Source organism: Burkholderia sp. D-99, from assembly GCF_011605345.1.
Taxonomy (GTDB): Bacteria; Pseudomonadota; Gammaproteobacteria; order Burkholderiales; family Burkholderiaceae; genus Burkholderia.
Genome location: NZ_JAAOXM010000004.1, coordinates 231,403 through 250,361 on the forward strand (window position 1 = coordinate 231,403; position 18,959 = coordinate 250,361).

Annotated in this window: 18 protein-coding genes; 7 read left to right on the forward strand and 11 right to left on the reverse strand. The window is 64.8% G+C overall.

Going from position 1 to position 18,959, the window contains the following annotated elements; genetic code table 11:
* Positions 1-1,704 (forward strand): cobaltochelatase CobT-related protein, encoded by a 1,704-nt coding sequence (locus HAV18_RS18290; protein ID WP_166958244.1) that lies wholly within the window; start codon positions 1-3, stop codon positions 1,702-1,704.
* Here HAV18_RS18290 and HAV18_RS18295 read toward each other — a convergent pair.
* From HAV18_RS18295 to HAV18_RS18310, 4 genes are all read right to left on the reverse strand, one after another.
* Positions 1,667-3,475 carry a histidine kinase gene (locus HAV18_RS18295; protein WP_166958246.1) on the reverse strand — a complete coding sequence of 603 codons (1,809 nt, stop codon included), beginning with the start codon at positions 3,473-3,475 and terminating at the stop codon, positions 1,667-1,669. The genes HAV18_RS18290 and HAV18_RS18295 overlap by 38 nt on opposite strands.
* An 80-nt stretch (positions 3,476-3,555) precedes the next feature.
* A complete protein-coding gene (locus tag HAV18_RS18300) occupies positions 3,556-4,968 on the reverse strand; it encodes an HD domain-containing phosphohydrolase (protein ID WP_166958248.1) in 1,413 nt (470 codons plus the stop codon).
* Positions 4,969-5,105: 137 nt separating this feature from the next.
* The gene (locus tag HAV18_RS18305; protein ID WP_166958250.1) at positions 5,106-5,555 is read right to left on the reverse strand and encodes a GNAT family N-acetyltransferase; all 450 of its coding nucleotides are present in this window, start codon (positions 5,553-5,555) and stop codon (positions 5,106-5,108) included.
* Between the two features lie 111 nt (positions 5,556-5,666).
* On the reverse strand, positions 5,667-6,158 hold the full coding sequence (locus HAV18_RS18310; protein WP_243771695.1) for a tol-pal system YbgF family protein: 492 nt from the start codon (positions 6,156-6,158) through the stop codon (positions 5,667-5,669).
* A 514-nt stretch (positions 6,159-6,672) separates the two neighbouring features.
* Here HAV18_RS18310 and HAV18_RS18315 point away from each other — a divergent pair.
* Together HAV18_RS18315 and HAV18_RS18320 are read left to right on the forward strand one after the other, a co-directional pair.
* Positions 6,673-7,872 carry a hypothetical protein gene (locus tag HAV18_RS18315; protein WP_166958252.1) on the forward strand — a complete coding sequence of 400 codons (1,200 nt, stop codon included), beginning with the start codon at positions 6,673-6,675 and terminating at the stop codon, positions 7,870-7,872.
* Between the two features lie 11 nt (positions 7,873-7,883).
* Positions 7,884-8,507 (forward strand): ABC transporter ATP-binding protein, encoded by a 624-nt coding sequence (locus HAV18_RS18320; RefSeq protein ID WP_166958254.1) that lies wholly within the window; start codon positions 7,884-7,886, stop codon positions 8,505-8,507.
* 440 nt (positions 8,508-8,947) lie between these two features.
* Here HAV18_RS18320 and pntB read toward each other — a convergent pair whose 3' ends face one another.
* From pntB to HAV18_RS18345, 5 genes are all read right to left on the reverse strand, one after another.
* Positions 8,948-10,360, reverse strand: coding sequence for a Re/Si-specific NAD(P)(+) transhydrogenase subunit beta (pntB, locus tag HAV18_RS18325; RefSeq protein WP_166958256.1), 1,413 nt, complete (start codon positions 10,358-10,360; stop codon positions 8,948-8,950).
* Between the two features lie 13 nt (positions 10,361-10,373).
* The gene (locus HAV18_RS18330) at positions 10,374-11,966 is read right to left on the reverse strand and encodes a Re/Si-specific NAD(P)(+) transhydrogenase subunit alpha (protein ID WP_166958258.1); all 1,593 of its coding nucleotides are present in this window, start codon (positions 11,964-11,966) and stop codon (positions 10,374-10,376) included.
* Between the two features lie 572 nt (positions 11,967-12,538).
* Positions 12,539-13,033 carry a phosphotransferase-like protein gene (locus HAV18_RS18335; RefSeq protein ID WP_166958260.1) on the reverse strand — a complete coding sequence of 165 codons (495 nt, stop codon included), beginning with the start codon at positions 13,031-13,033 and terminating at the stop codon, positions 12,539-12,541.
* A gap of 68 nt (positions 13,034-13,101) precedes the next feature.
* Entirely contained in the window at positions 13,102-13,905 is an 804-nt protein-coding gene (locus HAV18_RS18340) for a lipid II flippase Amj family protein (protein WP_166958262.1), read from the reverse strand.
* A gap of 124 nt (positions 13,906-14,029) precedes the next feature.
* Positions 14,030-14,935, reverse strand: a complete 906-nt coding sequence (locus HAV18_RS18345) for a LysR substrate-binding domain-containing protein (RefSeq protein ID WP_166958264.1) — start codon at positions 14,933-14,935, stop codon at positions 14,030-14,032.
* Positions 14,936-15,101: 166 nt separating this feature from the next.
* Between HAV18_RS18345 and HAV18_RS18350 the strand changes: the two genes are divergently transcribed.
* The 3 genes from HAV18_RS18350 to HAV18_RS18360 are packed head-to-tail and all read left to right on the forward strand — an operon-like array spanning position 15,102 to position 16,842.
* A complete protein-coding gene (locus HAV18_RS18350) occupies positions 15,102-15,644 on the forward strand; it encodes a sugar ABC transporter (protein WP_166958266.1) in 543 nt (180 codons plus the stop codon).
* A 7-nt stretch (positions 15,645-15,651) separates the two neighbouring features.
* Entirely contained in the window at positions 15,652-15,978 is a 327-nt protein-coding gene (locus tag HAV18_RS18355; RefSeq protein ID WP_166958268.1) for a hypothetical protein, read from the forward strand.
* Positions 15,979-15,996: 18 nt separating this feature from the next.
* Positions 15,997-16,842 (forward strand): MBL fold metallo-hydrolase, encoded by an 846-nt coding sequence (locus HAV18_RS18360; RefSeq protein WP_166958270.1) that lies wholly within the window; start codon positions 15,997-15,999, stop codon positions 16,840-16,842.
* A 99-nt stretch (positions 16,843-16,941) separates the two neighbouring features.
* Here HAV18_RS18360 and HAV18_RS18365 read toward each other — a convergent pair whose 3' ends face one another.
* Positions 16,942-17,451: a DUF2867 domain-containing protein gene (locus tag HAV18_RS18365; protein WP_166958272.1), complete on the reverse strand. Its 510-nt coding sequence runs from the start codon at positions 17,449-17,451 to the stop codon at positions 16,942-16,944.
* 194 nt (positions 17,452-17,645) lie between these two features.
* On the opposite strand from HAV18_RS18365, the gene HAV18_RS18370 reads away from it, so the two are divergent.
* Positions 17,646-17,933 carry a helix-turn-helix domain-containing protein gene (locus HAV18_RS18370; protein WP_166958274.1) on the forward strand — a complete coding sequence of 96 codons (288 nt, stop codon included), beginning with the start codon at positions 17,646-17,648 and terminating at the stop codon, positions 17,931-17,933.
* A 398-nt stretch (positions 17,934-18,331) separates the two neighbouring features.
* Here the strand turns inward: HAV18_RS18370 and HAV18_RS18375 are convergent, their stop codons facing one another.
* Entirely contained in the window at positions 18,332-18,766 is a 435-nt protein-coding gene (locus HAV18_RS18375; RefSeq protein ID WP_243771696.1) for a lysozyme inhibitor LprI family protein, read from the reverse strand.
* Between the last annotated feature and the right edge of the window lie 193 nt (positions 18,767-18,959).

The window sequence follows — 18,959 nt, forward strand, 5'->3', positions numbered from 1 at the left end:
ATGGGCCCGGACGACGATGCGCGCTCGCTCCACCTGACCCGGCTCGCCCGCACGCTCACGCAACGGCACGGCATCGAGGTACGGTTCGCGCGCCACGCGCCGCTCGCGCAGCGCGACCTGCTGGTGCTGCCCGACACGCTGCTGGCCGGCGACGTCGACGACGACGCGATCGTCGGCCTCGTCGACCTCTACGCGGCACGTGCGCGCTTCGGCACGATCGATGATGTTGCCGCGCTGTCGTCGCCGGTTGTGCGTGCCATCGCGCAGGCGATCGACGACCGGCGCGCGGCCGGTCGCCTCGTTGCGCACTATCCCGGCGCGATGACGTTCCTGCGGCGGATGCGGGCGGCCGCGGCCACCGACGCACTTCGGAGATGGCCGCAGATGGCGTGGCGCGACAGGCTCGTGTGGCGCATCGAGCGTGCGCTGTGGGACGAACCGCCGCCCTCCATCGAGCGCGTGCCGTCGCTCGACGCGACGATGGCTGCATCGGACGATCTCGTCGACGAAGCACGCGCGGCGACATCGACGGCCGACAGCATCCGCGCCGCACACCGGATCGTCGAACGCGTCCGCGCGCTGGCGTCTGCCGGCGCGAACAACATGATGTTCACGGCCGACCCGGGCAGCACGATCGACAGCGACAGCATCGCCGCCGAATTCGAATCGGACGGACAGGGCGCGCCGGACGACGCACGCGCGCCGGTGTCGGCCGAATCGAGCGCCGGTGCGCTCGCCGACACGGAATCGTCGGCGGAAGCACCGACGCCGGGCGATGCGACACCCGGCACGATCCGCCTGTCTGAAGACCATCGGCCGCTGCTGTCGATCCCGCTGACCACCGCATTCGATACGGTGACGGACTTCACCGGCAAGGGTGAGCCGGCGCGCTGGCACCGCCTGCGAAGCGCGGCCCGCGCGCAGACCGAGCCGCTCAAGCTACGGCTCGAACGTGCGTTGAAAGTGGACGAGCAGACGCGCTGGAAGCGCGAACAGGAACGCGGCGAGCTCGACCGGATGGCGCTCGCCCGCCTCGTCACGTCGCCCGGCTACCGCACGCCGTTCCGCGTCCGGCGCGGCGCGCCGGGGCGGGACGCGGCCGTCAGCCTGCTGATCGATTGCAGCGGGTCGATGGCCGGCAGGAAGATCGAGCTCGCCCGGCTGTGCGCGGCGGCGCTGTGCGATGCGCTGACGCAGCTCGGCTTCGCGTGCGAAGTCCTCGGCTACAGCTCCGTCGAAGACGCCGCGATGCGCGCGCATTACCAGTGCTGGATCGACGCCGGCCGCGACACGTTCGGCTATAACCGGTTCGTCGAACGGCTCGACCTGCGCGTCTACAAGCGGTTCGATTCCGACCACCCGAGCGGCCTCGCCTGCATCGAATGCGGCCACGAGAATCCCGACGGCGAGGCGTTGAGCTGGGCCGCCGAGCGGCTGCTGGCGAAGCGCGCGCGGCGGCGGATCCTGATGGTGCTGTCGGACGGCTATCCCGCAACCGGCGACGGCAACCCGGCGATCCTGCGCACCGACCTGCGCGCCCGCGTCGACGCACTGCGCGAGCGGCGCGTCGAACTGATCGGCGTCGGGATTCTCGACGATTCGGTCGAAGCGTTCTATCCGGTCAGCAGCGTGGTCGAGCATCTGCACGAGCTGCCGGGCGCGGCGTTCACTGTACTGAGCGATACGCTGCTGGATCGGCGCTAGCCTCCTCCACGGCCACAGCCGCAGTCACGCTCGCGTCGTCGCCGGCCCGCCGGATCGGCAGCCGAACGCAGAACGTCGTGCCGCGCCCGGGCTCGCTCGTCACGTCGATAGTGCCGCGATGGCGCTTGACGATACCGTGCGATACCGACAAGCCCAGCCCCGTACCCTGCCCGACCGGCTTCGTCGTGAAGAACGGATCGAAGATCCGCCGGACGACGTCGGGCGTCATGCCCGTCCCGGTGTCGCTGATCGCGATCGACACCTGTTCGCCGTCGCTCGACGTGCGGATCGTGATCACGCCACGCTCGGGAATCGCGTGCGCCGCGTTCACCAGCAGGTTCATGAAGACCTGGTTCAACTGCGACGGCAGGCACTCGACCTGCGGCACGTCGCCGTAATCGCGCACGATCTCGGCCTTGTACTTGAGTTCGTTGTGGACGACGTTGAGCGTGCTTTCCAGTCCCGCACGAAGATCGACCGCGTGCCACTCGTCGCTGGCCGGGCGCGAGAAATCGCGCAAATCCTGCACGATGCGCCGCACGCGCAGCGCGCCGTCGATCGACTCGTCGATCAGCGTCGCGATCTCGCTGCGCACGTAGTCGAGATCCGCCGCCCGGCCCTTCGCCGCCAGCGCATCGCGTGCGGCCGGGTCGAGCTGCGGCAGCGCGGCTTCATGCGCAGCGATCACGTCGAGCAGGCTGCGCACCCACGTCTTCAGCGTATTGAGGTTCGCGCTGACGAACCCGATCGGATTGTTGATCTCGTGCGCGACACCGGCCGCGAGCTGACCGATCGACGCGAGCTTTTCCGACTGCAGCAACTGCACGTGGGTTTCCTCGAGCGCATGCAACAGGCGCCGCTGCTCCTCCTTCTCCTGTTCGAGCCGAGCCTGCGCGGCCTTGCGTTCGTCGATCTCGGTCGCCATGTTCTCGCGCGTACGCTGCAGCATCGCCGTCGTCTGTTCGTAGCGGTGCAGCGCGCGTTCCAGTTCGACAGTGCGCAAGCGCACGAGCCGCTCGAGCGTATCGGTCATCCCGCGCAGGAAGGTTGTGCGCGCATCGAATCGGCTCAGCAGCAGCGTGACGACCAGGGTCCCTGTCGTAAACAGCGCGACGGTCGTCGCGAGCCACGGCGTGTCGACCCCGTTCGCGGCCCCGCATCGTGCGTCCAGCGCGAAATGCGCGGCCGCCATCGCCGTGTAGTGCATGCCGGTAATGCCGATGCCCATGACGAAGGCCGCGCCGACCCGCTGGGCGGTCGCGTGGCGCGCCTGCTGCACACGCAGCGCCTGCGCGATCCACAACGCGGCAGTCGACGCGAGCACCGCGACGCCGATCGACGCAGCGAACAGCGCGGCATCGTAGCGAATGCCGGGCTGCATGCGCATCGCGGCCATCCCCGCGTAGTGCATGCCGGCGATCCCGCTGCCCATCAGCGCGCCGCCCAGGAGGAGCCGCCACCAGCCCAGCCGCGCGCGCGTGACGACAACCAGCGCGAAGTACGACACGAGCACGGCAATCGCCAGCGACGCGCCCGTATCCGGCAACGCGTAGCCGAGCGGAATCGGCAGGGAAAACGCGAGCATGCCGACGAAATGCATCGACCAGATCCCCGTCCCCATCGCCGCCGCGCCGCCGCCCAGCCACGCACGCCTGAGCTTCGGGTTGTCGAGCAGCGAAATGAAGGCGGCCAGGTCGAGTGTCGTATAGGAGGCCAGCGTCGCGATCGCGAGCGACAGCAGGACGAGCGGAAGATTGTAGGTGCCGTGCATGTTCGAGCGCCCGGATCGAGGTGAGTGCGTTGCCGCGGTGCGTGGTCGTGCACCGCGGCCATCAGGCCGCGCGTCCGGGCTCAGGCAGGCGCCGCGCCCGCGTTCGGCGCCGGCTTCGCCGCAGCCTGGCCGGCCAGCACGAGGATGTCGAACGACGTCCCCTCGCGCGTCTCGAAACGGCGCACGAGGTCGATCTGGTGCGCCGACATCACGCTGCCCTTGGTCATCAGCAGCACGCCTCGATGCGTACGCAGATCGTCGGCGAGCTGCATCCCTTCGCGCAGCTGCGCGGACTTGATCTCCGCGACGGACGCCGCGATGCCGAGACTCGCCGGGTCCCGCATCAGTTCGACCAGGCCGTCGACGATGCGCGGGTCGTAACGCACGCCGGCCTGCGAGCGCAGCGCGTCGATCGCCTGCTCGACCGAATGCGGCGCACCGATGTCGCCATTGCGCAGCCCTTCGAAATCGCGCGCGATCGCGACGATCCGCGAGCCGGGCGGGATCGAGTCGCCTGCCAGCCCGTCCGGCGTGCCGCGCCCGTTGAAGCGTTCGTACTGGTGCAGCACGATCGACGCGACCTTGTGCAATTGCGCGACCGGCGTCAGCACCATCTGCGCGCGCAGCGGATGCTGCAGGAACAGCCCGTGCTCTTCCGCCGTCATCCGCGCGAGCGGCTTGTGCAGCAAATTGTCCGGCAGCGACAACTTGCCGATGCCGTGCAGCAGCCCCGCGTAATAGACGTCCTGCGCGTGCAGCTCGCTCATCCCGGAGGCCAGCGCGAGCCGCCGCGCAATCTCGCCGACCCGCATCGCATGACCGCTGGCGGACCCGCAGCGCATCTCGATCATGCTCGCGCAGACCTGGACCATCGCGGTGAAACTGCTTTTCAGGTCGCGTTGCGCGGCTTCGAGGAACATTACGGTCTGGCCGAGCTCCTCCGTGCGCGCGCGAACCTGCGTTTCGAGTTCCGTGTTGAAACGGCGCAGCGCTTCGTTCTGCGCTTCCGTCAGCGCGGCCAGCCGCGCCGCTTCGCGCCGCAAGCGCCGCTGCTCCAGCGCCTGTTCGATGGTCAGCAGCAGGTCGTGATCGTCCCACGGCTTGTTCAGGTAGCGATAGACGCCGCCGTCGTTGACGGCCTGCACGACCGACGCGATCTCCGCATAACCGGTCAGCAGGATGCGCATCGTGTCCGGGTAGAGCGCCCGTGCACGGGCCAGGAACTCCGCGCCGCTCATGCCCGGCATCCGCATGTCGGACACGATCAGGTCGACTTCGGTCGACGCGAGGACCTCGAGGGCCGCCTCGCCGCTTTCCGCGGTCAGGATCTCGTAGCCGGCGGGCCGGAACGCGCGCCTGAGCGCCGACAGCACGCTCGGCTCGTCGTCGACCAGCAGGATCGACGGTACGCTACCCGCATCGTCGAATGTCGCTGCCGCCCCGGTCGTTTCAGGCGATACCGCATTCGGTCCGTTTGTTGCAGATGTCGTCATGATTGGCCTCGGATCATGTCTTTATATTCTCTCTGCATCATCGGCATACGCCGCGCATTCCACATCCGGGAAAACGCTGATGCGCTCGCCCGGATCACACCGCGCATGCGTCGCGTCGGCGCGTGGCCGCATGCGATCTACACCGTCGCCGAACCCGGTTCGCGCATGTAGTAGATGTCCCACTCCGCTTCGTCTGCCTGCACGAAGCCGTGCCGCGCATAGAAGCGGTTCGAATCGCTGCCGCGCAGCGCGCCGACACGTACGGGCACGCGCTGCGCGTCGGCCTCGGCAAAGATCCGGTGCAGCACGGCCGCGCCGATGCCCTGTCCCTGGTGCCCGGGCACGATGTACAGATGGTCGAGCAACCAGTGGTCTTCCTGCTGCCGAACCACGAAGAAACCCGCGTTCACACCGTCGGCTTCGATGAAACGGCATAGCGCCGGGTCGAACGACGCGAGAAAGCGCTCGCGCGCACGCCGGGGATCGAAGCGGCCGATGCGCTCGAGGCTGTCGCGCATCGCGGCGATGCGGATCGCAACCAGCGTTTCGGCGTCGGACTGGGTGGCAAGGGGAAAGGTCAAGTTCATGGGCAAGTAGCGCTTACGTGGAGAAAACGCCCGGCATTGCATCGCTGCGCGGCCGTCGAAGCCGTCTGGCGACGCCGGCCGGCGGCCGGTGGCCGGCGCACGCGGCGCGCATCAGGGCGTCTCGATGCCTTCCGCCCGCGTGGCAAGGAATCGCAGGTACTTGCCGTCCTCGTCCTCGAACAGCTCCGGTCCGCCAGCCATGTACGCGCGCATCAGTTCGTCGGCCGCGCGGTCGAGATTGCCCAGTTCGAACTGGCACTGACCGAGCCTCAGGTGCAGGAACGGGTTGCCGATCGCGTTGGGGAAATGCATCGCCTGGGCAAGATTGTCGCGTCCGGCCGCGTAGTCCTCTTGAAGGAAATTCGCGTCGCTGATCGCGGCCATCAACCAGGTTCCGGCCTCCCAATTGGTCTTGGGTTCGGGAAGCAGGTCGAATCCCGCCCAGAATTTCGCCAGCGCGCCTTCGTAGTCCCCGTCTTCCATCAATGCATCGCCCGCGTCGCTCAGCGCGCCGATCCGCTCATACAGCACGTTGTCCAGTTCTGCCATGTCGAGTCCCTGTTCAGGAGTTGAATTCGGCCCGGTGCGGCCGGTGGTTGCCATGCGATCGCGGTGTGGCGCGCAGTGTTGCCGTCCTGGTCGTTCACCCGCCCGGCATTCGTCCAGCATACCCGAGCCGTATGACGCGCGCGTCTCGACTTTCACCGCATCTGTGCGGCGTCTGTCGAATGATCCGTGCCAGCGTCGTGCGCGTGAATCCGGCGCGGCGCGAATCCGGATGCTACGCTGACGGATGCCTCGCGCAGCGGTGATCTGCACGTTTGTGCGTTTGCACGTTTGCGCGTTTGCGCGTTTGCGCGTTTGCGCGTTTGCGCGTTTGCGCGTTTGCGCGTTTGCGCGTTTGCGCGTTTGCGCGTTTGCGCGTTTGCGCGTTTGCGCGTTTGCGCGTTTGCGCGTTTGCGCGTTTGCGCGTTTGCGCGGCCAAGCGGCGATGCGCGATAACCGCTTCTCATACGACGCGGTGATCTCATGCCTGTCACCCCGCCCCCGGTTGTGCCGCGGCGACCGCCGTGGCAGCATGCCGGGTTCGTGTGCTCAGTGAAAGGGAGCTGGAAGCATGTTGTCTTGCCGACTGAGGTGGTACGCGCTCGCGACGTCCAACCTGCTGCGCAGGCATTGGCAGGCACTGCTCCTGCTGGCCATGCTGTTGCTGCCGGCAATGCCGGTTTTTTCGCAGACGCGTATTCTGGGTGCGCCGGTACTCGCGGCGCTGGCACCGTCGCATGGCATCGAATGGCGGTTCGCGTGGGTGCACCTGCTCGAAGCCGTGGGCATCCTGTGGGTTCTGGCGCAGCGTAGCGCCATCACCGGGGGGCCGTTCGTCACCTTCCTGGCGTCCTTGCCCGTCTCCAACGGCCGCCGTCGCGTCGTCGACACGATCGTCGTGATCATCGCAAGCACCCCGCTGCTGCTGCCCGTCCTTGCCGCCGCCATCGCGCTCGCGTTTCTGCCGCAGAAGGCGATCAACTATCTGTTCGTCCTCGACCTGTTCCTGATTACGCTGGGATGGCAACTGACCGCGCTGTCGCGCAACATGCGCAACGCAATCGCGTTGATTGTTGCGAATCTCTTCCTCGTCGGCGGCTTTCACGCCGAGGGGACGTTACGTCCCGCGTTGCTGACCGTGCCGTTGTTGATCGCCGCGTTCACGATTGCGCATGCCGCCCCTGCGGCGGCCGCGCGTTCGGCAACGGCAGGCGCGTTCTCGCGTCGCGTCGCTGATGCCATCCGCGCCCGCGTGCGGGACGGGCTTTCGCCCTTCGCGAGGCTGCAGATCGGTATCCTGCGGGAGCGCACCGCGAGCACCCTCGGCCGCTGCCTGGTGATGGGTGGGGTCGCCGCCTCGACATGCTTCCTGCTGGCGCTCTGGGGTTTCGACAAGCGCGCCGTTCCCCTGACCCTGATCACCCAAGCCGCCATTGCGCTGATCGCGGCGACGACCTATCGCGATTTGCGCGCGGCTCACCTGCGTGCGTCGCACTTCATGCAATCGTTGCCGCTGTCGGCCTTCGCGAAGCGCCGGGCCGACTGGCTGACCGTTGCCGCGCTGGCGCTGCCGTTCGCCGCCGTCGCGCCGCTGTTGCTGGTGATGCACGGCGTGCTGTCGTCGCAGAGGGCGGCGGCGCTCGTGTGCTCGGGCGCACCGCTTCTCGCATTACACTATCTGCCGCAACGCTACACGCCCCGACAATCCGTGTTGCTGGGCATCCTGCTGACCGTGGTCTGGGTCACGCTCACCTGGCACGTTTTCGTTTGAACACCCGATCCATGCTCCGCTTCGACAATCTCGGCAAGCGCTTCGACAAGCGCGTCATCTTCCAAGGGCTCAACTTCGCATCCGGCGCCGGGTGCGTCGCGCTGTGCGACGAAAACGGCAGCGGCAAATCGACGTTGCTCGGCATTCTCGCCGGCACGATCGACGCGGATGAAGGCGAGGTATGGCTCGGCGGCTATTCGCTGCGCACCGCGCCGCTCGATGCGAAAGCCGCGCTGGCGTATGTGCCCGACGATTGCCTTGCGTATCCGTTCCAGACCGGACGCGCGTTTCTCGACTTCGTGGCGGACGCCAAGAAGACCGTCGTCGACGCCCGCACGCTAGAGCTGGCCGATCGATTCGGGCTCGCCCCGCATATGGACAAGCGTTTCGAGCAGATGTCGCTCGGCACGCGCAAGAAACTGTTCCTGACGGCAACGACGCTCGGCGCGCCCACCGTCGTGATCGCCGACGAACCGGGCAACGGGCTCGATGCCGCGTCGCGTGCGGTGCTCGTCGATCTGTTCAAGACGTTGGCTGCGGATCGTACCGTCTTTTTTTCGAGTCACGATCTGGCGCTGGCACGCGCGTGCGACGCACAGATCACCAGTTTCGCGGCGCTCGGCGCAACGGAATAGGCGCTATCGTCGCGCGCAATCGCGTGGAAGAAACCGATTTGGCTGCGTGACGCAGGAAGGAGAGGCACCGATACCATTCGCGGCAAGCGCGGTATCGGCGGTAGGCAAGGACTCGGTGTCCGTTGCGGGTTCATGCGGACGGGTGCGACCGCACCTTCAGGCAGGACAGCGGCCAACCAGCGCCATTCCGGCAACTGACGAAGCACCTGCGTTCGCCGCGCCGATCATCGGGCAGCCCGGCATCATTTGCGTGGTTCGTCGATCTGCGCACCGACGATCGATCGCCGCTTTTGCCGGAAGTGCGAAACATCCCGTCCCGTCTCGCACTTCCGTGATCTTGCCGATGCGCATGTCGGGCGTGCCGGGCCCCGATCAACCGGCTGTCCGCCACCATGGCCGGCTACCGTTCGACCCGTGCACACGCACGCCCCTGCTTCCCGTCAGGCCTTCAACGCCCCGAAGACTTCATCCAGCATCTTTTTCGCGTCGCCGAACAGCATCCGGTTGTTGTCCTTGTAGAACAGCGGATTGTCGACGCCCGCATAGCCAGACGCCATGCTGCGCTTCATCACGATCGAGGTCTTGGCCTTCCACACCTCGAGCACCGGCATGCCGGCGATGGGGCTCGCCGGATCTTCCTGCGCCGCCGGGTTCACGATGTCGTTCGCGCCGATCACCATCGACACGTCGGCTTCAGGGAAATCGCCGTTGATCTCGTCCATCTCCATCACGATGTCGTAAGGCACCTTCGCCTCGGCGAGCAGCACGTTCATGTGCCCCGGCATGCGGCCGGCCACCGGATGGATCGCGAAGCGCACGTCGACGCCCTTCTCGCGCAGCACCTTCGTGAGTTCATGCACCGTGTGCTGGGCTTGCGCCACCGCCATCCCGTAGCCGGGCACGATGATCACGCTCTTGGCCTCGCGCAGCATCTCGGCCGTTTCGAGCGCGCTCACCGCCACCACTTCGCCGGCCGGCTGCGAACCGGCGCCCGACGCTGCAGGCGCACCGCTGCCGGTACCGAAGCCGCCGGCAATCACGCTGATGAAGTTGCGGTTCATCGCGCGGCACATGATGTACGACAGGATCGCACCCGACGAGCCCACCAGCGCACCGATCACGATCAGCAGGTCGTTGCCGAGCATGAAGCCGGTGGCCGCCGCCGCCCAGCCCGAGTAGCTGTTGAGCATCGACACCACGACGGGCATGTCCGCGCCGCCGATCGCCATCACCATGTGCACGCCGAACAGCAGCGACATCACCGTCATCACGATGAGCGGCGTCATGCCGTCCTGGATCGTCTCCGCATGCAGGAACGCGCGACCATACACGATCACCACCACCAGCGCGGCCAGGTTGAGCCAGTGCCGTGCCGGCAGCAGCAGCGGCTTGCCGCCGATCTTGCCGGAGAGCTTGCCGAACGCGATGACCGAGCCCGCGAAGGTCACCCCACCGATCAGGATGCCTACATAGATCTCCACTTCGTGGATGGCCTTCTCTGCACCGGCGAACTGCACCGACGTATCGATGTAGCTGGCGAAGCCCACCAGGCAGGCCGCCAGACCGACCAGGCTGTGCATCAGCGCAACCAGTTCGGGCATCTGCGTCATCTGCACCTTCTTCGCGGCGTAGAGGCCGACCGCGCCGCCGACGACCAGCGCGGCCACGACATACGGAATGCCTTCGGCCGACACGCGCGGGCCGAGTACCGTGGCGAGCACGGCGATCAGCATGCCGATCATGCCGAGCAGGTTGCCGCGGCGCGCGGTCTCGGGATTGGCCAGCCCGCCGAGGCTGAGGATGAAGAGGATGGCCGCGCCGATATAGGAGACGGTAGTCAGGTTGGAAGTCATTGTTGTCGTCTCCTTACTTGCGGAACATCGCCAGCATGCGGCGCGTCACGGCGAAGCCACCGAACATGTTGACGGCCGTGAGCGTCAGTGCGCCCACCGCCAGGCCCAGGATCAGCCCCGACGGCCGGTCGCCTGCCGCGGCCGCGCCCAGGGGCGGCGCGACCTGCACCAGCGCACCGATCGCGATGATCGACGAGATTGCATTGGTGACGCTCATCAGCGGCGTATGCAGCGACGGCGTGACGTTCCAGATCACCATGTAGCCGATGAAGCAGGCCAGCACGAACACCGTGAAGTGCGACAGGAACGTGGCCGGCGCAAACTGGCCGACCAGCAGGAACGCCAGTGCGCCGACCGCGAACACGATCGCGAGCGACTTGGCCGACATCGGTGCGCCGCTGCCGTGACCGTGGCCCTTGGACGCGGCTGCCGCGACCGGCGCCGCGGCGGGTTTCGGTGCCGCGACCGGCTGCTGGATCGGCGGCGGCGGCCAGGTCACGTTGCCTTCCTTGATGACCGTGAGGCCGCGGATCGCGTCGTCGTCGAAGTCGACGTTGATCGTGCCGTCCTTCGCCTTGCACAGCTCCTCGATCACGCGCAGCAGGTTCGTCGCATACAACGTCGACGACTGTCGCGCCAGGCGCGATGCGAGATCCGTGTAACCGACGATGGTCACGCCGTGACGGACCACGGCCTGGCCCGGCACCGTCAGCTCGCAGTTGCCGCCTTGCTCGCCGGCCATGTCGACGATCACGCTGCCCGGCTTCATCGACTGCACCATCTCGGCCGTGATGAGCTTCGGCGCCGGCTTGCCGGGAATCAGCGCGGTGGTGATGATGATGTCCGCATCCTTGGCCTGCTGCGCGTACATCGCGCGCTGCGCCTGCTGGAAGCCTTCGCTCATCACCTTCGCGTAACCGCCGCCGCCCGAGCCCTCTTCCTCGTAGTCGACCTTGACGAATTCGCCGCCGAGCGACTTGACCTGGTCGGCCACTTCCGCGCGCGTGTCGTTGGCGCGCACGATCGCGCCCAGGCCCGCGGCCGTGCCGATGGCCGCAAGGCCGGCGACGCCCGCGCCGGCGATGAACACCTTGGCCGGCGGCACCTTGCCCGCGGCCGTGATCTGGCCGTTGAAGTAACGGCCGAACGCATGGGCCGCCTCGATGACGGCGCGGTAGCCGCTCACGCCGGCCATCGACGTGAGTGCATCCATCTTCTGCGCGCGCGACAGCGTGCGCGGCAGCGAATCGATGGCCAGCACCGTGGCCCGCTTCGCGGCCAGCTGCTGCATCAGTTCGGGGTTCTGCGCCGGCCAGACGAAGCCGACCAGCGTGCCGCCGTCACGCATCAGCGCGACTTCCTCGCTGCTCGGCGGGCGCACCTTGAGGACGATATCGCTGCGGCCCCATAGATCGGCGGCCGACGCCACGACTTCGGCGCCGGCGGTACGGTAGTCGTCGTCGCTGAAGTTCGCGCCGGTGCCGGCACCGCTTTGCACGGCCACGGAGAACCCGAGCTTGATCAGCTTTTCGACCACGTCGGGAACAGTCGCTACGCGCCGCTCCTCGTTGGCCGTCTCCAGAGGGACCCCAATCAGTAATGTCATATCCTGAACTGTCAGTAGTGGCCGTCGCAAGGAGTTACGGCCCGCGTTTCAAGTCACCCAACTCAATCCGTGTACGACGTTGCTCCGCGCGCAGCTTCGCACTGCCGCGCCGATTTCACAAACTGTCCGTCCTCTAAATAATCGTCTTGTCAGATCAAGCCGGTTCATGCCCTTGCCTGATCCTCCTGACGAATATCCGGCGCATGTTCGAATCGGATAAGAACTGCGAAGCATATCCCGTGCCAGAGTCTTTCCAAAATTTATATTTTGAATCGGCGCGCATTCAATCCATGAATCCCCTGTCTGGACACGACGGGCCAGCAACCGCCCGCGCTGCCGCCAGAACGGGCCCGCTCGGCCTGTCGGCGCGTCAATCCGTTTGAAATCCGTTTGAAACGTGGAAAAACGGCGATCGGCACAAAAGCTTGGGAATCGGTTTCATCGCGAATCCCCCGCTTGTCGGCACAATACGATTTGTCGCGCGCCAACGACATAATCCGTGCGGCCGATGACATTCGGTGCCGGCGAGTTTAAAGGAGAACCCGGCCTGTCCGGATCAAACCCGTCGACGATCATTCACGCTGCGCGTCGACGTGGGCACGGATGCGGCGCGCGCCCTCTTCCGGCGTGCATGTCGATGTGTCGATGCATAGCGCGTAGGGTCGCGAATAGGCCGGATGCCCGAACTGGGAGCGGGCCATGCCTTCACCGCGATCCGGCCTCGCGCGTTCGCGCTGTTCGAGGATATCCAGCGGGCACGTAACGCCTATGACGAAGGTCTGACGAGGCGACAGCGCCGCAATGCATTCGTCGAGCGCGGACAGATCCCGAAGCACGAGATCCAGCACGATCTCGAAATGGCTGGCCGCGATCCGCGCGAGCGTCGACTGCAGGTTGAGCTGGTGAAGTCTCAGTGCCTGATTCAACTCCTCGTCCGAGCGCATGTCACGCCGGCGCGACATTTCGACGAACGCGTCGAGCGATACGTGAAACGTCGGCACGTCCGAGCCCTGCTGGAGCGCCCTGGCCAGACTGCTCTTCCCTGCACTGGTCGGGCCGTGCAACACGACAGCAACGGGTTTCATGGCGATGGGCGATGGGCGATGGACGATGGGCGAGGATGCCGGTTGCCGCGCTAGATCAGCTCGGCGACGCGCACGATGACGAGCGCGGCAGGAACGAGCACCGCCTGCGCACACAACGTGCCGAGCACGCGCGCGCCCGCGAGTGTCGTGATGGCCCGCCGAAAGCTGTTTTCCGAGATCCGCCCTTCGATGACGTCGTCGGTCATCACGGAAACCTGCGGATCGATGACGACCGCCAGCACGACGGTCGCGAAACCGTTGATGACGGACGACAGATTCGCGCATGTCACTCTCAGATCGGGTTTCAGGTAGCCCGCATACAGCGACGCGAACACGCCGACCGTCCATATCGCCATCGCGGCAACGTTCAGCGCGATGACGCGCCAGGACACGCCCGTGCTCGCGGTCAGTTGCGTGACGTTCTGGCTCGACGGCAGTCGTGCGCCGATGCGCAGATAGTTGATCCCCGCACGACTGCATGCGTGCAGCAGCAGGCGGGGAATCGAGCGGTTCACCTGAAAGTGTTCGACGGCGCGACTGAAATAACGCTGGAACGTCGGGATCAGGAACGACCCGGCAATGGTCGCCAGGGTGGCGGACAGCAGGAACCAACGGAAGTCGATCAGCAACCCGCTCCCCATCCGATGCGCGATGTCCATTTCAACCCGCTTCGCGATGAACGGCCCCTGAAAGGAATTGGCCGTTCGGGACACCAGCGCGATGATCCCGAACAACGAGAACGACAACGCGATACGACGGGTGCGAACGCCGGCGATCCGCACGGCATACGCCAGTGTCGCGATCACATGGATGACGAAGGTAAGCCCGCAGATGATCCAAAGCTGACTGTCCATGCTGTTGCCGCGTGCGTGACGGGACACCGAGTGTACCCGAGCACGGCCTGCGCCCAGTCAGCGAATCAGCCTGGCGGGGAAACGCTGCCGTGATGGCTGCTTCACGATGCGCATCACGCGCTGATCACGCGCTGCCGTGCGGTGCCGATCCCCGGGCTTCGTTCAGCATCCACGCCGCGAAGGCCTGCAACGGCCCCGCGGCCAGTTCGATCGGCTCGGGCAGGACGAGGCAGAAGTTTTTCGTGACCGCCTTGCCCGCCGGCCAGGGTGCGACCAGCCGGCCCTGCTCGAGCTCCGCGTCGATGTAAAGGCGCGGCACCAGCGCGACACCCAGGCCGGCCAGCGCCGCTTCGATCAGCATCGAATGGAGATCGTAGCGCGCGCCAACCGCCGAGTTGGTCAGCACGATGCCGGCCTCCTGCGCATAAGCCTGCCACGCGTCCGGGTTTTGCCGCCGGTGAAGACGGGGTAGCGCATCCAGCGACGGGCTCGCCCCAGCGCCTGCCAGCAACGCCGGGCTGCACACGGGCACCAGCACTTCCTCCAGCAGCGGATGCAGATGCATCCCCGCCCATCCCGGATGCTCGAAATGGATGGCTGCGTCGAAGCCGCTTCCGGCCAGCAGGAACGGCTCCATCCGTTCGGCGATATGCACCGTGATGTTCGGATGCCGGTCTTGAAAGTGTTTCAGCCGGGGGATCAGCCAGCGCGTCGCGAAGGTCGGAATGGCGGCGATATCGATGCTCGCGCCTTCGATGGGCTGCCCCATCAGGTACAAGCTGTCCCGTTCCAGACGATCCAGAATCTCGCGAACCTGCACCGCATACCGCGCACCGTTCGGCGCCAGCCGTACCCGATTGCCGATTCGCTCGAACAGGGTGACGCCCAGGAACGCCTCCAGCCGGCCGATCTGACGGCTGACGGCGCCCTCGGTCCGCGCGAGCTCCTCGGCGGCTCGGGCAAAGCTGCCATGTCGGGCCGCGGCTTCGAACGCCTGCAACGCGGAATTGCTCGGGATCTTGCGGGGCATGGGCGTCTCGCCGGTCAGGGTGGGTTCGACGTCAGCTTGATCAAATGTCACTGAAGGCTGACTTTATTTCGTTTTATCGCGCGGAAATGCGAGCTTAGCATTACGTCAATGCACTGACCATCAAGCGCTCGCTGAAGGATGTGCACCCTGTTCAAAGGACGATCCGATGATCTACACCGTGGAATGCAGCTTCGCCGACCTCGACAGCGAAGCCGAATGGAACGACTTCTACAGCCTTGAAAAGCTGCCCGCCCTGATCTCGGTGACGGGGTTTCACACGTCGCAGCGGTTCAAGGCGATCAACGGCGGTTGCCCTGTCTATCTGGCGATCCACACGATCGACGGCCTCGATGTCCTGACCGGCGACGAATATCGCCGGAAAGGCGGCGGCAATTTCGCGAAGTGGCAGCAACACATCACCGACTGGCACCGGAATCTCTACAGCGATATCGGTTTGGCCCCGGCAGTGAAGGAAGGTGAACACCTCGCGCTGAGTGCCGACGGCCCCGATCCGCTGATTCGGTTGGGCCTCGAACCGCTGGCCATGCAAGCCGTTGCGCTGGAGCAGTTTCCGGCACGACGCTGGCTCGCCGTCGTGCCGCGCAACAGCATGCCGTTTGTCGAGGAACGCGCGGAAGGCATTCACCTTTACGCGCCGATGACGGAGCAGCTCACGAGCGCACGCTCCCTTTCGGCTGCCCACGAGTAGGCCCGCGATGCCAAACGTCACTTTCTCGATCGATGCGAAGCGGATGCCGGCCGATGAAAATCTTGCCGAGCTGTCGCGCGACGCGGTTCAGCTCTGTACGCAGGTGCTCGAGGCGAAGCTCGAGAACGTCCACGTCATGTTTCAGGGGGTTCGTCATGGGCACGGACATCCTGTCTTCGCGAACATTCGATATCGCGTCGCGACATCTCGCACGCCGGCGGTCATGAACCGGTTCATGGAAGCGCTGGATCACGCGATCGTTCGCCGCACCGGTCTCACGGCGCGCATTCGGTGTTTTGGTTACACCGCGTCGAACATTCACGCCCGCAATTAGGCGATTCGGAGCAGCACGATGGCCACACTTACCTTTCCCGGTCAGCAAGTCGGGGATTTCACGATTACCGCCATCAGCGATGGCTACCTCACCGCCAGCCTCGACTTCCTGTCGAATATCGATTCGGACGAGGCGTCAAAAATGCAGCGTGACGCCGGGCAGAAAGAGCCCGCGGCCGTGCATATCAATTGCTACGTCGTACGCGGCGCGGGCCGCACCGTTCTCATTGATGGTGGGGCGGGCGGATTCAGGCAATGGGGCGGCCAACTCAGGACGAACCTGGTGCTTGCCGGTATCGAGCCCGCTGCGATCGACACCATCCTGCTGACCCACGCACATCCCGATCACGTCGGGGGGCTCGTGAATGATGAAGGACAGGTCGCGTTTCCGAATGCGGAGCTGGTCGCGCATCAACGAGAGATCCGGTTCTGGCAGGACGACGGCAATCTGAGTCGCGCCAGCGAGCGGGCACGCGGAAATTTCGGGGTGGCGCGTCGGGTGTTCGATGCTTATGGCGACAGGCTTCGCATGGTCGACGAAGGACAGGTGCTCCCCGGCATCAGCGCACTGCCGATACCGGGACACACCGATGGACACACCGGATATGTGCTTGAATCCCGCGATCAAGGCCTTCTCGTGTGGGGGGATGTGGTTCATTTCCCGCATATCCAGGTTCAGCGGCCGGAGGTGTCGATCGCGTTCGATCATGATGCGTCGCTGGCAGTTGCGACGCGGTCACAGCTTCTGGATCGGGTCAGCTCGGAGGGGCTTTTGATCGCCGGCATGCATCTGGGGGAACTCGGGTTCGCACGCATCGAGCGACTGGGCGGGGGATACCGTTTGCGCTACGAGAACGAGGAATGAAGTTGCGTGCTCGGCATTGAAAGAGATCAGCCGCCAGCAACCGTGGCGTTCTGCATCGTGCTCGGTCATGTTTCCGACCGTCCTACCGCCAACGCATACTCAAGTCCTCATTTCCCTTACTGCTCGTTCCAAATTCGCCTGCACAATCACGCGATGAAACGGCGCAATGGTCGCAAGATAGATACGTCCCAGTCTGTTATGGCAATGCACCACCGTGCCCGCAAGCAGCGCGCGCCCATTCTTCGCATCGGCGAGAAGTTGGATGGTGACGCGAAAGTCCAGATGCCGGTCATCCGCGCCAACGATCAACTCCGTCGCGCTCTTTGACAGCACCGGTAAGTAGCCGATCACCGGTCCACGCGCCGCTCCGGCAAGACCTACGGCGCGAGACGATTTGACGCCGACTGTCGCCATCACCACATCGCGGATACACGTGAGCACACGAATCCATCCCGCCTGGTGCTCGAACGCGATACGTGCCAGCACCTCGAGATCGTCGCTAGCTTCGGCCGGCAATTGAATTGCAAAGGCATCCAGCAGGTCCGCACCCGCGTAGAGCGGCACAAGCACACTGTCGCCAGGCATGGGAACGGCGCGCGCTTTGGTCATGAGTTCAGGTACCGGATGCTGGGGAGGGGCGTAGCCACTACTTCGGCACGTGCTACACTTTTCATAGCAATGAGAATGTAGCTAATTTTCCTGACATGCGCTACTGATTTGATAGCATCTTTGGAGCAAAAGACGTGGCCGACACACCTCTCCCGGGCAATCCGGTTCGTGGCTCCCGCACAGGCCAGCCCGTTATGGCGCTGTTCGATCTTCTCGGGCGCAACTGGACCATGAGAATATTGTGGGAGTTGTGCCATGACGGACCCTGCACGTTTCGAGAATTGCAAGGTCAGTGTGAGTCCATTTCTCCTGGTGTCCTCAACTCGCGTCTCAAGGAACTCCGCGAGTCGCAACTCGTCGAGCTTGGTGCCGAGGGCTACCAGCCGACGCCCATGGGAAGGAGCTTGTTTGAAGTGCTCCTTCCGTTGGATCGGTGGTCGAAACGCTGGGCGACTTCATTAGCGCGCGATCAGTTGCCATGAACCTGGAAACTGCCGTTGGACGCGCCCGAGCGGGCTGCCATGCGGTGCGTGGGTAAGGAGGAGCAACGCTACCCGCGTGCCATAGCGCTGCTCGATCGGGTGCGTAACGCTCTCACCGGGTGGGTGAAGGCGGCCGTCAGTGCCAACGTCAATGTTCGCGAGGCTTCTCTGGCGGAGGCAAGCGATCAACTGCGGTTTCCGGGATGAATCTTCGCCCTGATGTTCTCGATTTTGCAAAAAACTCATCGGAATAACGACCCTATCCAATCAACGAGGCGGCGACGGCAGTTGCATAGCCTTCGGATCGTCGCGGTCGGAGCTTTTTTGTTCGTTAAGCCAACCAGTCTCTCGCTCTAGTATCCGTCAACCTGGTAATGCTATCTCTGTCTACCGCTGCGCTAATCATGGTTCACTTGCTTAAGCCACGCGTTTAATTCACGCGTGCGATCACGTGTTCTGTCGATTTCACAAGTCAGCAGATCAAGATTACGATCCGCGCCTGCCTCGTTTATCAGATACCAAGCGGTACACTCGTTACCGAGAAAACGGATCCATTGTCGCTGAGCCTCGACAAATTTCACCTTGAGTTCCGGATAGTTGACGTACTCGTCACGTGGCCGAGACATCAACTTCAAAACCTTTTGGTAAGTGCGGTTCAACTCGTCGTCTGCTTGCTGAAATTCATCTTGACTACGCTGCAGCAAGCACTCGGGCGCCACGCTATCCGGTTCGCAACTCCGTGCTTGCGCGGCGGAGAACCAAGAAAATGTCAGCGCCATGGCGACGCCGAGCGCTGCGCGACGGGGGCTGGACGCCGATGCGTAGATATGCATTTTTGCTCCCATTCCTGTTTTTCTCATTCATATGGCGATCGGAGTAATTCTGGCGTCGATCGAGGTCGACAGCGCCGACTGAAGCACATATCGTTGACTTACTTTAAAAAAACGCAACCAACTTTGTAAAGTCCAATTTTCAACGAACTACACGGAGACACAGTCAGATCAGGTCGCGAGGGGCCTCACCATT

What these genes read in the sequence shown, in the direction of transcription:
- HAV18_RS18310 (WP_243771695.1), bottom strand. Translation starts at nt 6,158, where the DNA reads ATGGCAACCACCGGCCGCACCGGGCCGAATTCAACTCCTGAACAGGGA.
- HAV18_RS18360 (WP_166958270.1), top strand. Translation starts at nt 15,997, where the DNA reads ATGGCCACACTTACCTTTCCCGGTCAGCAAGTCGGGGATTTCACGATT.
- HAV18_RS18295 (WP_166958246.1), bottom strand. Translation starts at nt 3,475, where the DNA reads ATGCACGGCACCTACAATCTTCCGCTCGTCCTGCTGTCGCTCGCGATC.
- HAV18_RS18355 (WP_166958268.1), top strand. Translation starts at nt 15,652, where the DNA reads ATGCCAAACGTCACTTTCTCGATCGATGCGAAGCGGATGCCGGCCGAT.
- HAV18_RS18350 (WP_166958266.1), top strand. Translation starts at nt 15,102, where the DNA reads ATGATCTACACCGTGGAATGCAGCTTCGCCGACCTCGACAGCGAAGCC.
- HAV18_RS18315 (WP_166958252.1), top strand. Translation starts at nt 6,673, where the DNA reads ATGTTGTCTTGCCGACTGAGGTGGTACGCGCTCGCGACGTCCAACCTG.
- HAV18_RS18305 (WP_166958250.1), bottom strand. Translation starts at nt 5,555, where the DNA reads ATGAACTTGACCTTTCCCCTTGCCACCCAGTCCGACGCCGAAACGCTG.
- HAV18_RS18375 (WP_243771696.1), bottom strand. Translation starts at nt 18,766, where the DNA reads ATGCATATCTACGCATCGGCGTCCAGCCCCCGTCGCGCAGCGCTCGGC.
- HAV18_RS18320 (WP_166958254.1), top strand. Translation starts at nt 7,884, where the DNA reads ATGCTCCGCTTCGACAATCTCGGCAAGCGCTTCGACAAGCGCGTCATC.
- HAV18_RS18300 (WP_166958248.1), bottom strand. Translation starts at nt 4,968, where the DNA reads ATGACGACATCTGCAACAAACGGACCGAATGCGGTATCGCCTGAAACG.
- HAV18_RS18345 (WP_166958264.1), bottom strand. Translation starts at nt 14,935, where the DNA reads ATGCCCCGCAAGATCCCGAGCAATTCCGCGTTGCAGGCGTTCGAAGCC.
- pntB (WP_166958256.1), bottom strand. Translation starts at nt 10,360, where the DNA reads ATGACTTCCAACCTGACTACCGTCTCCTATATCGGCGCGGCCATCCTC.
- HAV18_RS18365 (WP_166958272.1), bottom strand. Translation starts at nt 17,451, where the DNA reads ATGACCAAAGCGCGCGCCGTTCCCATGCCTGGCGACAGTGTGCTTGTG.
- HAV18_RS18370 (WP_166958274.1), top strand. Translation starts at nt 17,646, where the DNA reads ATGGCGCTGTTCGATCTTCTCGGGCGCAACTGGACCATGAGAATATTG.
- HAV18_RS18340 (WP_166958262.1), bottom strand. Translation starts at nt 13,905, where the DNA reads ATGGACAGTCAGCTTTGGATCATCTGCGGGCTTACCTTCGTCATCCAT.
- HAV18_RS18290 (WP_166958244.1), top strand. Translation starts at nt 1, where the DNA reads ATGGGCCCGGACGACGATGCGCGCTCGCTCCACCTGACCCGGCTCGCC.
- HAV18_RS18330 (WP_166958258.1), bottom strand. Translation starts at nt 11,966, where the DNA reads ATGACATTACTGATTGGGGTCCCTCTGGAGACGGCCAACGAGGAGCGG.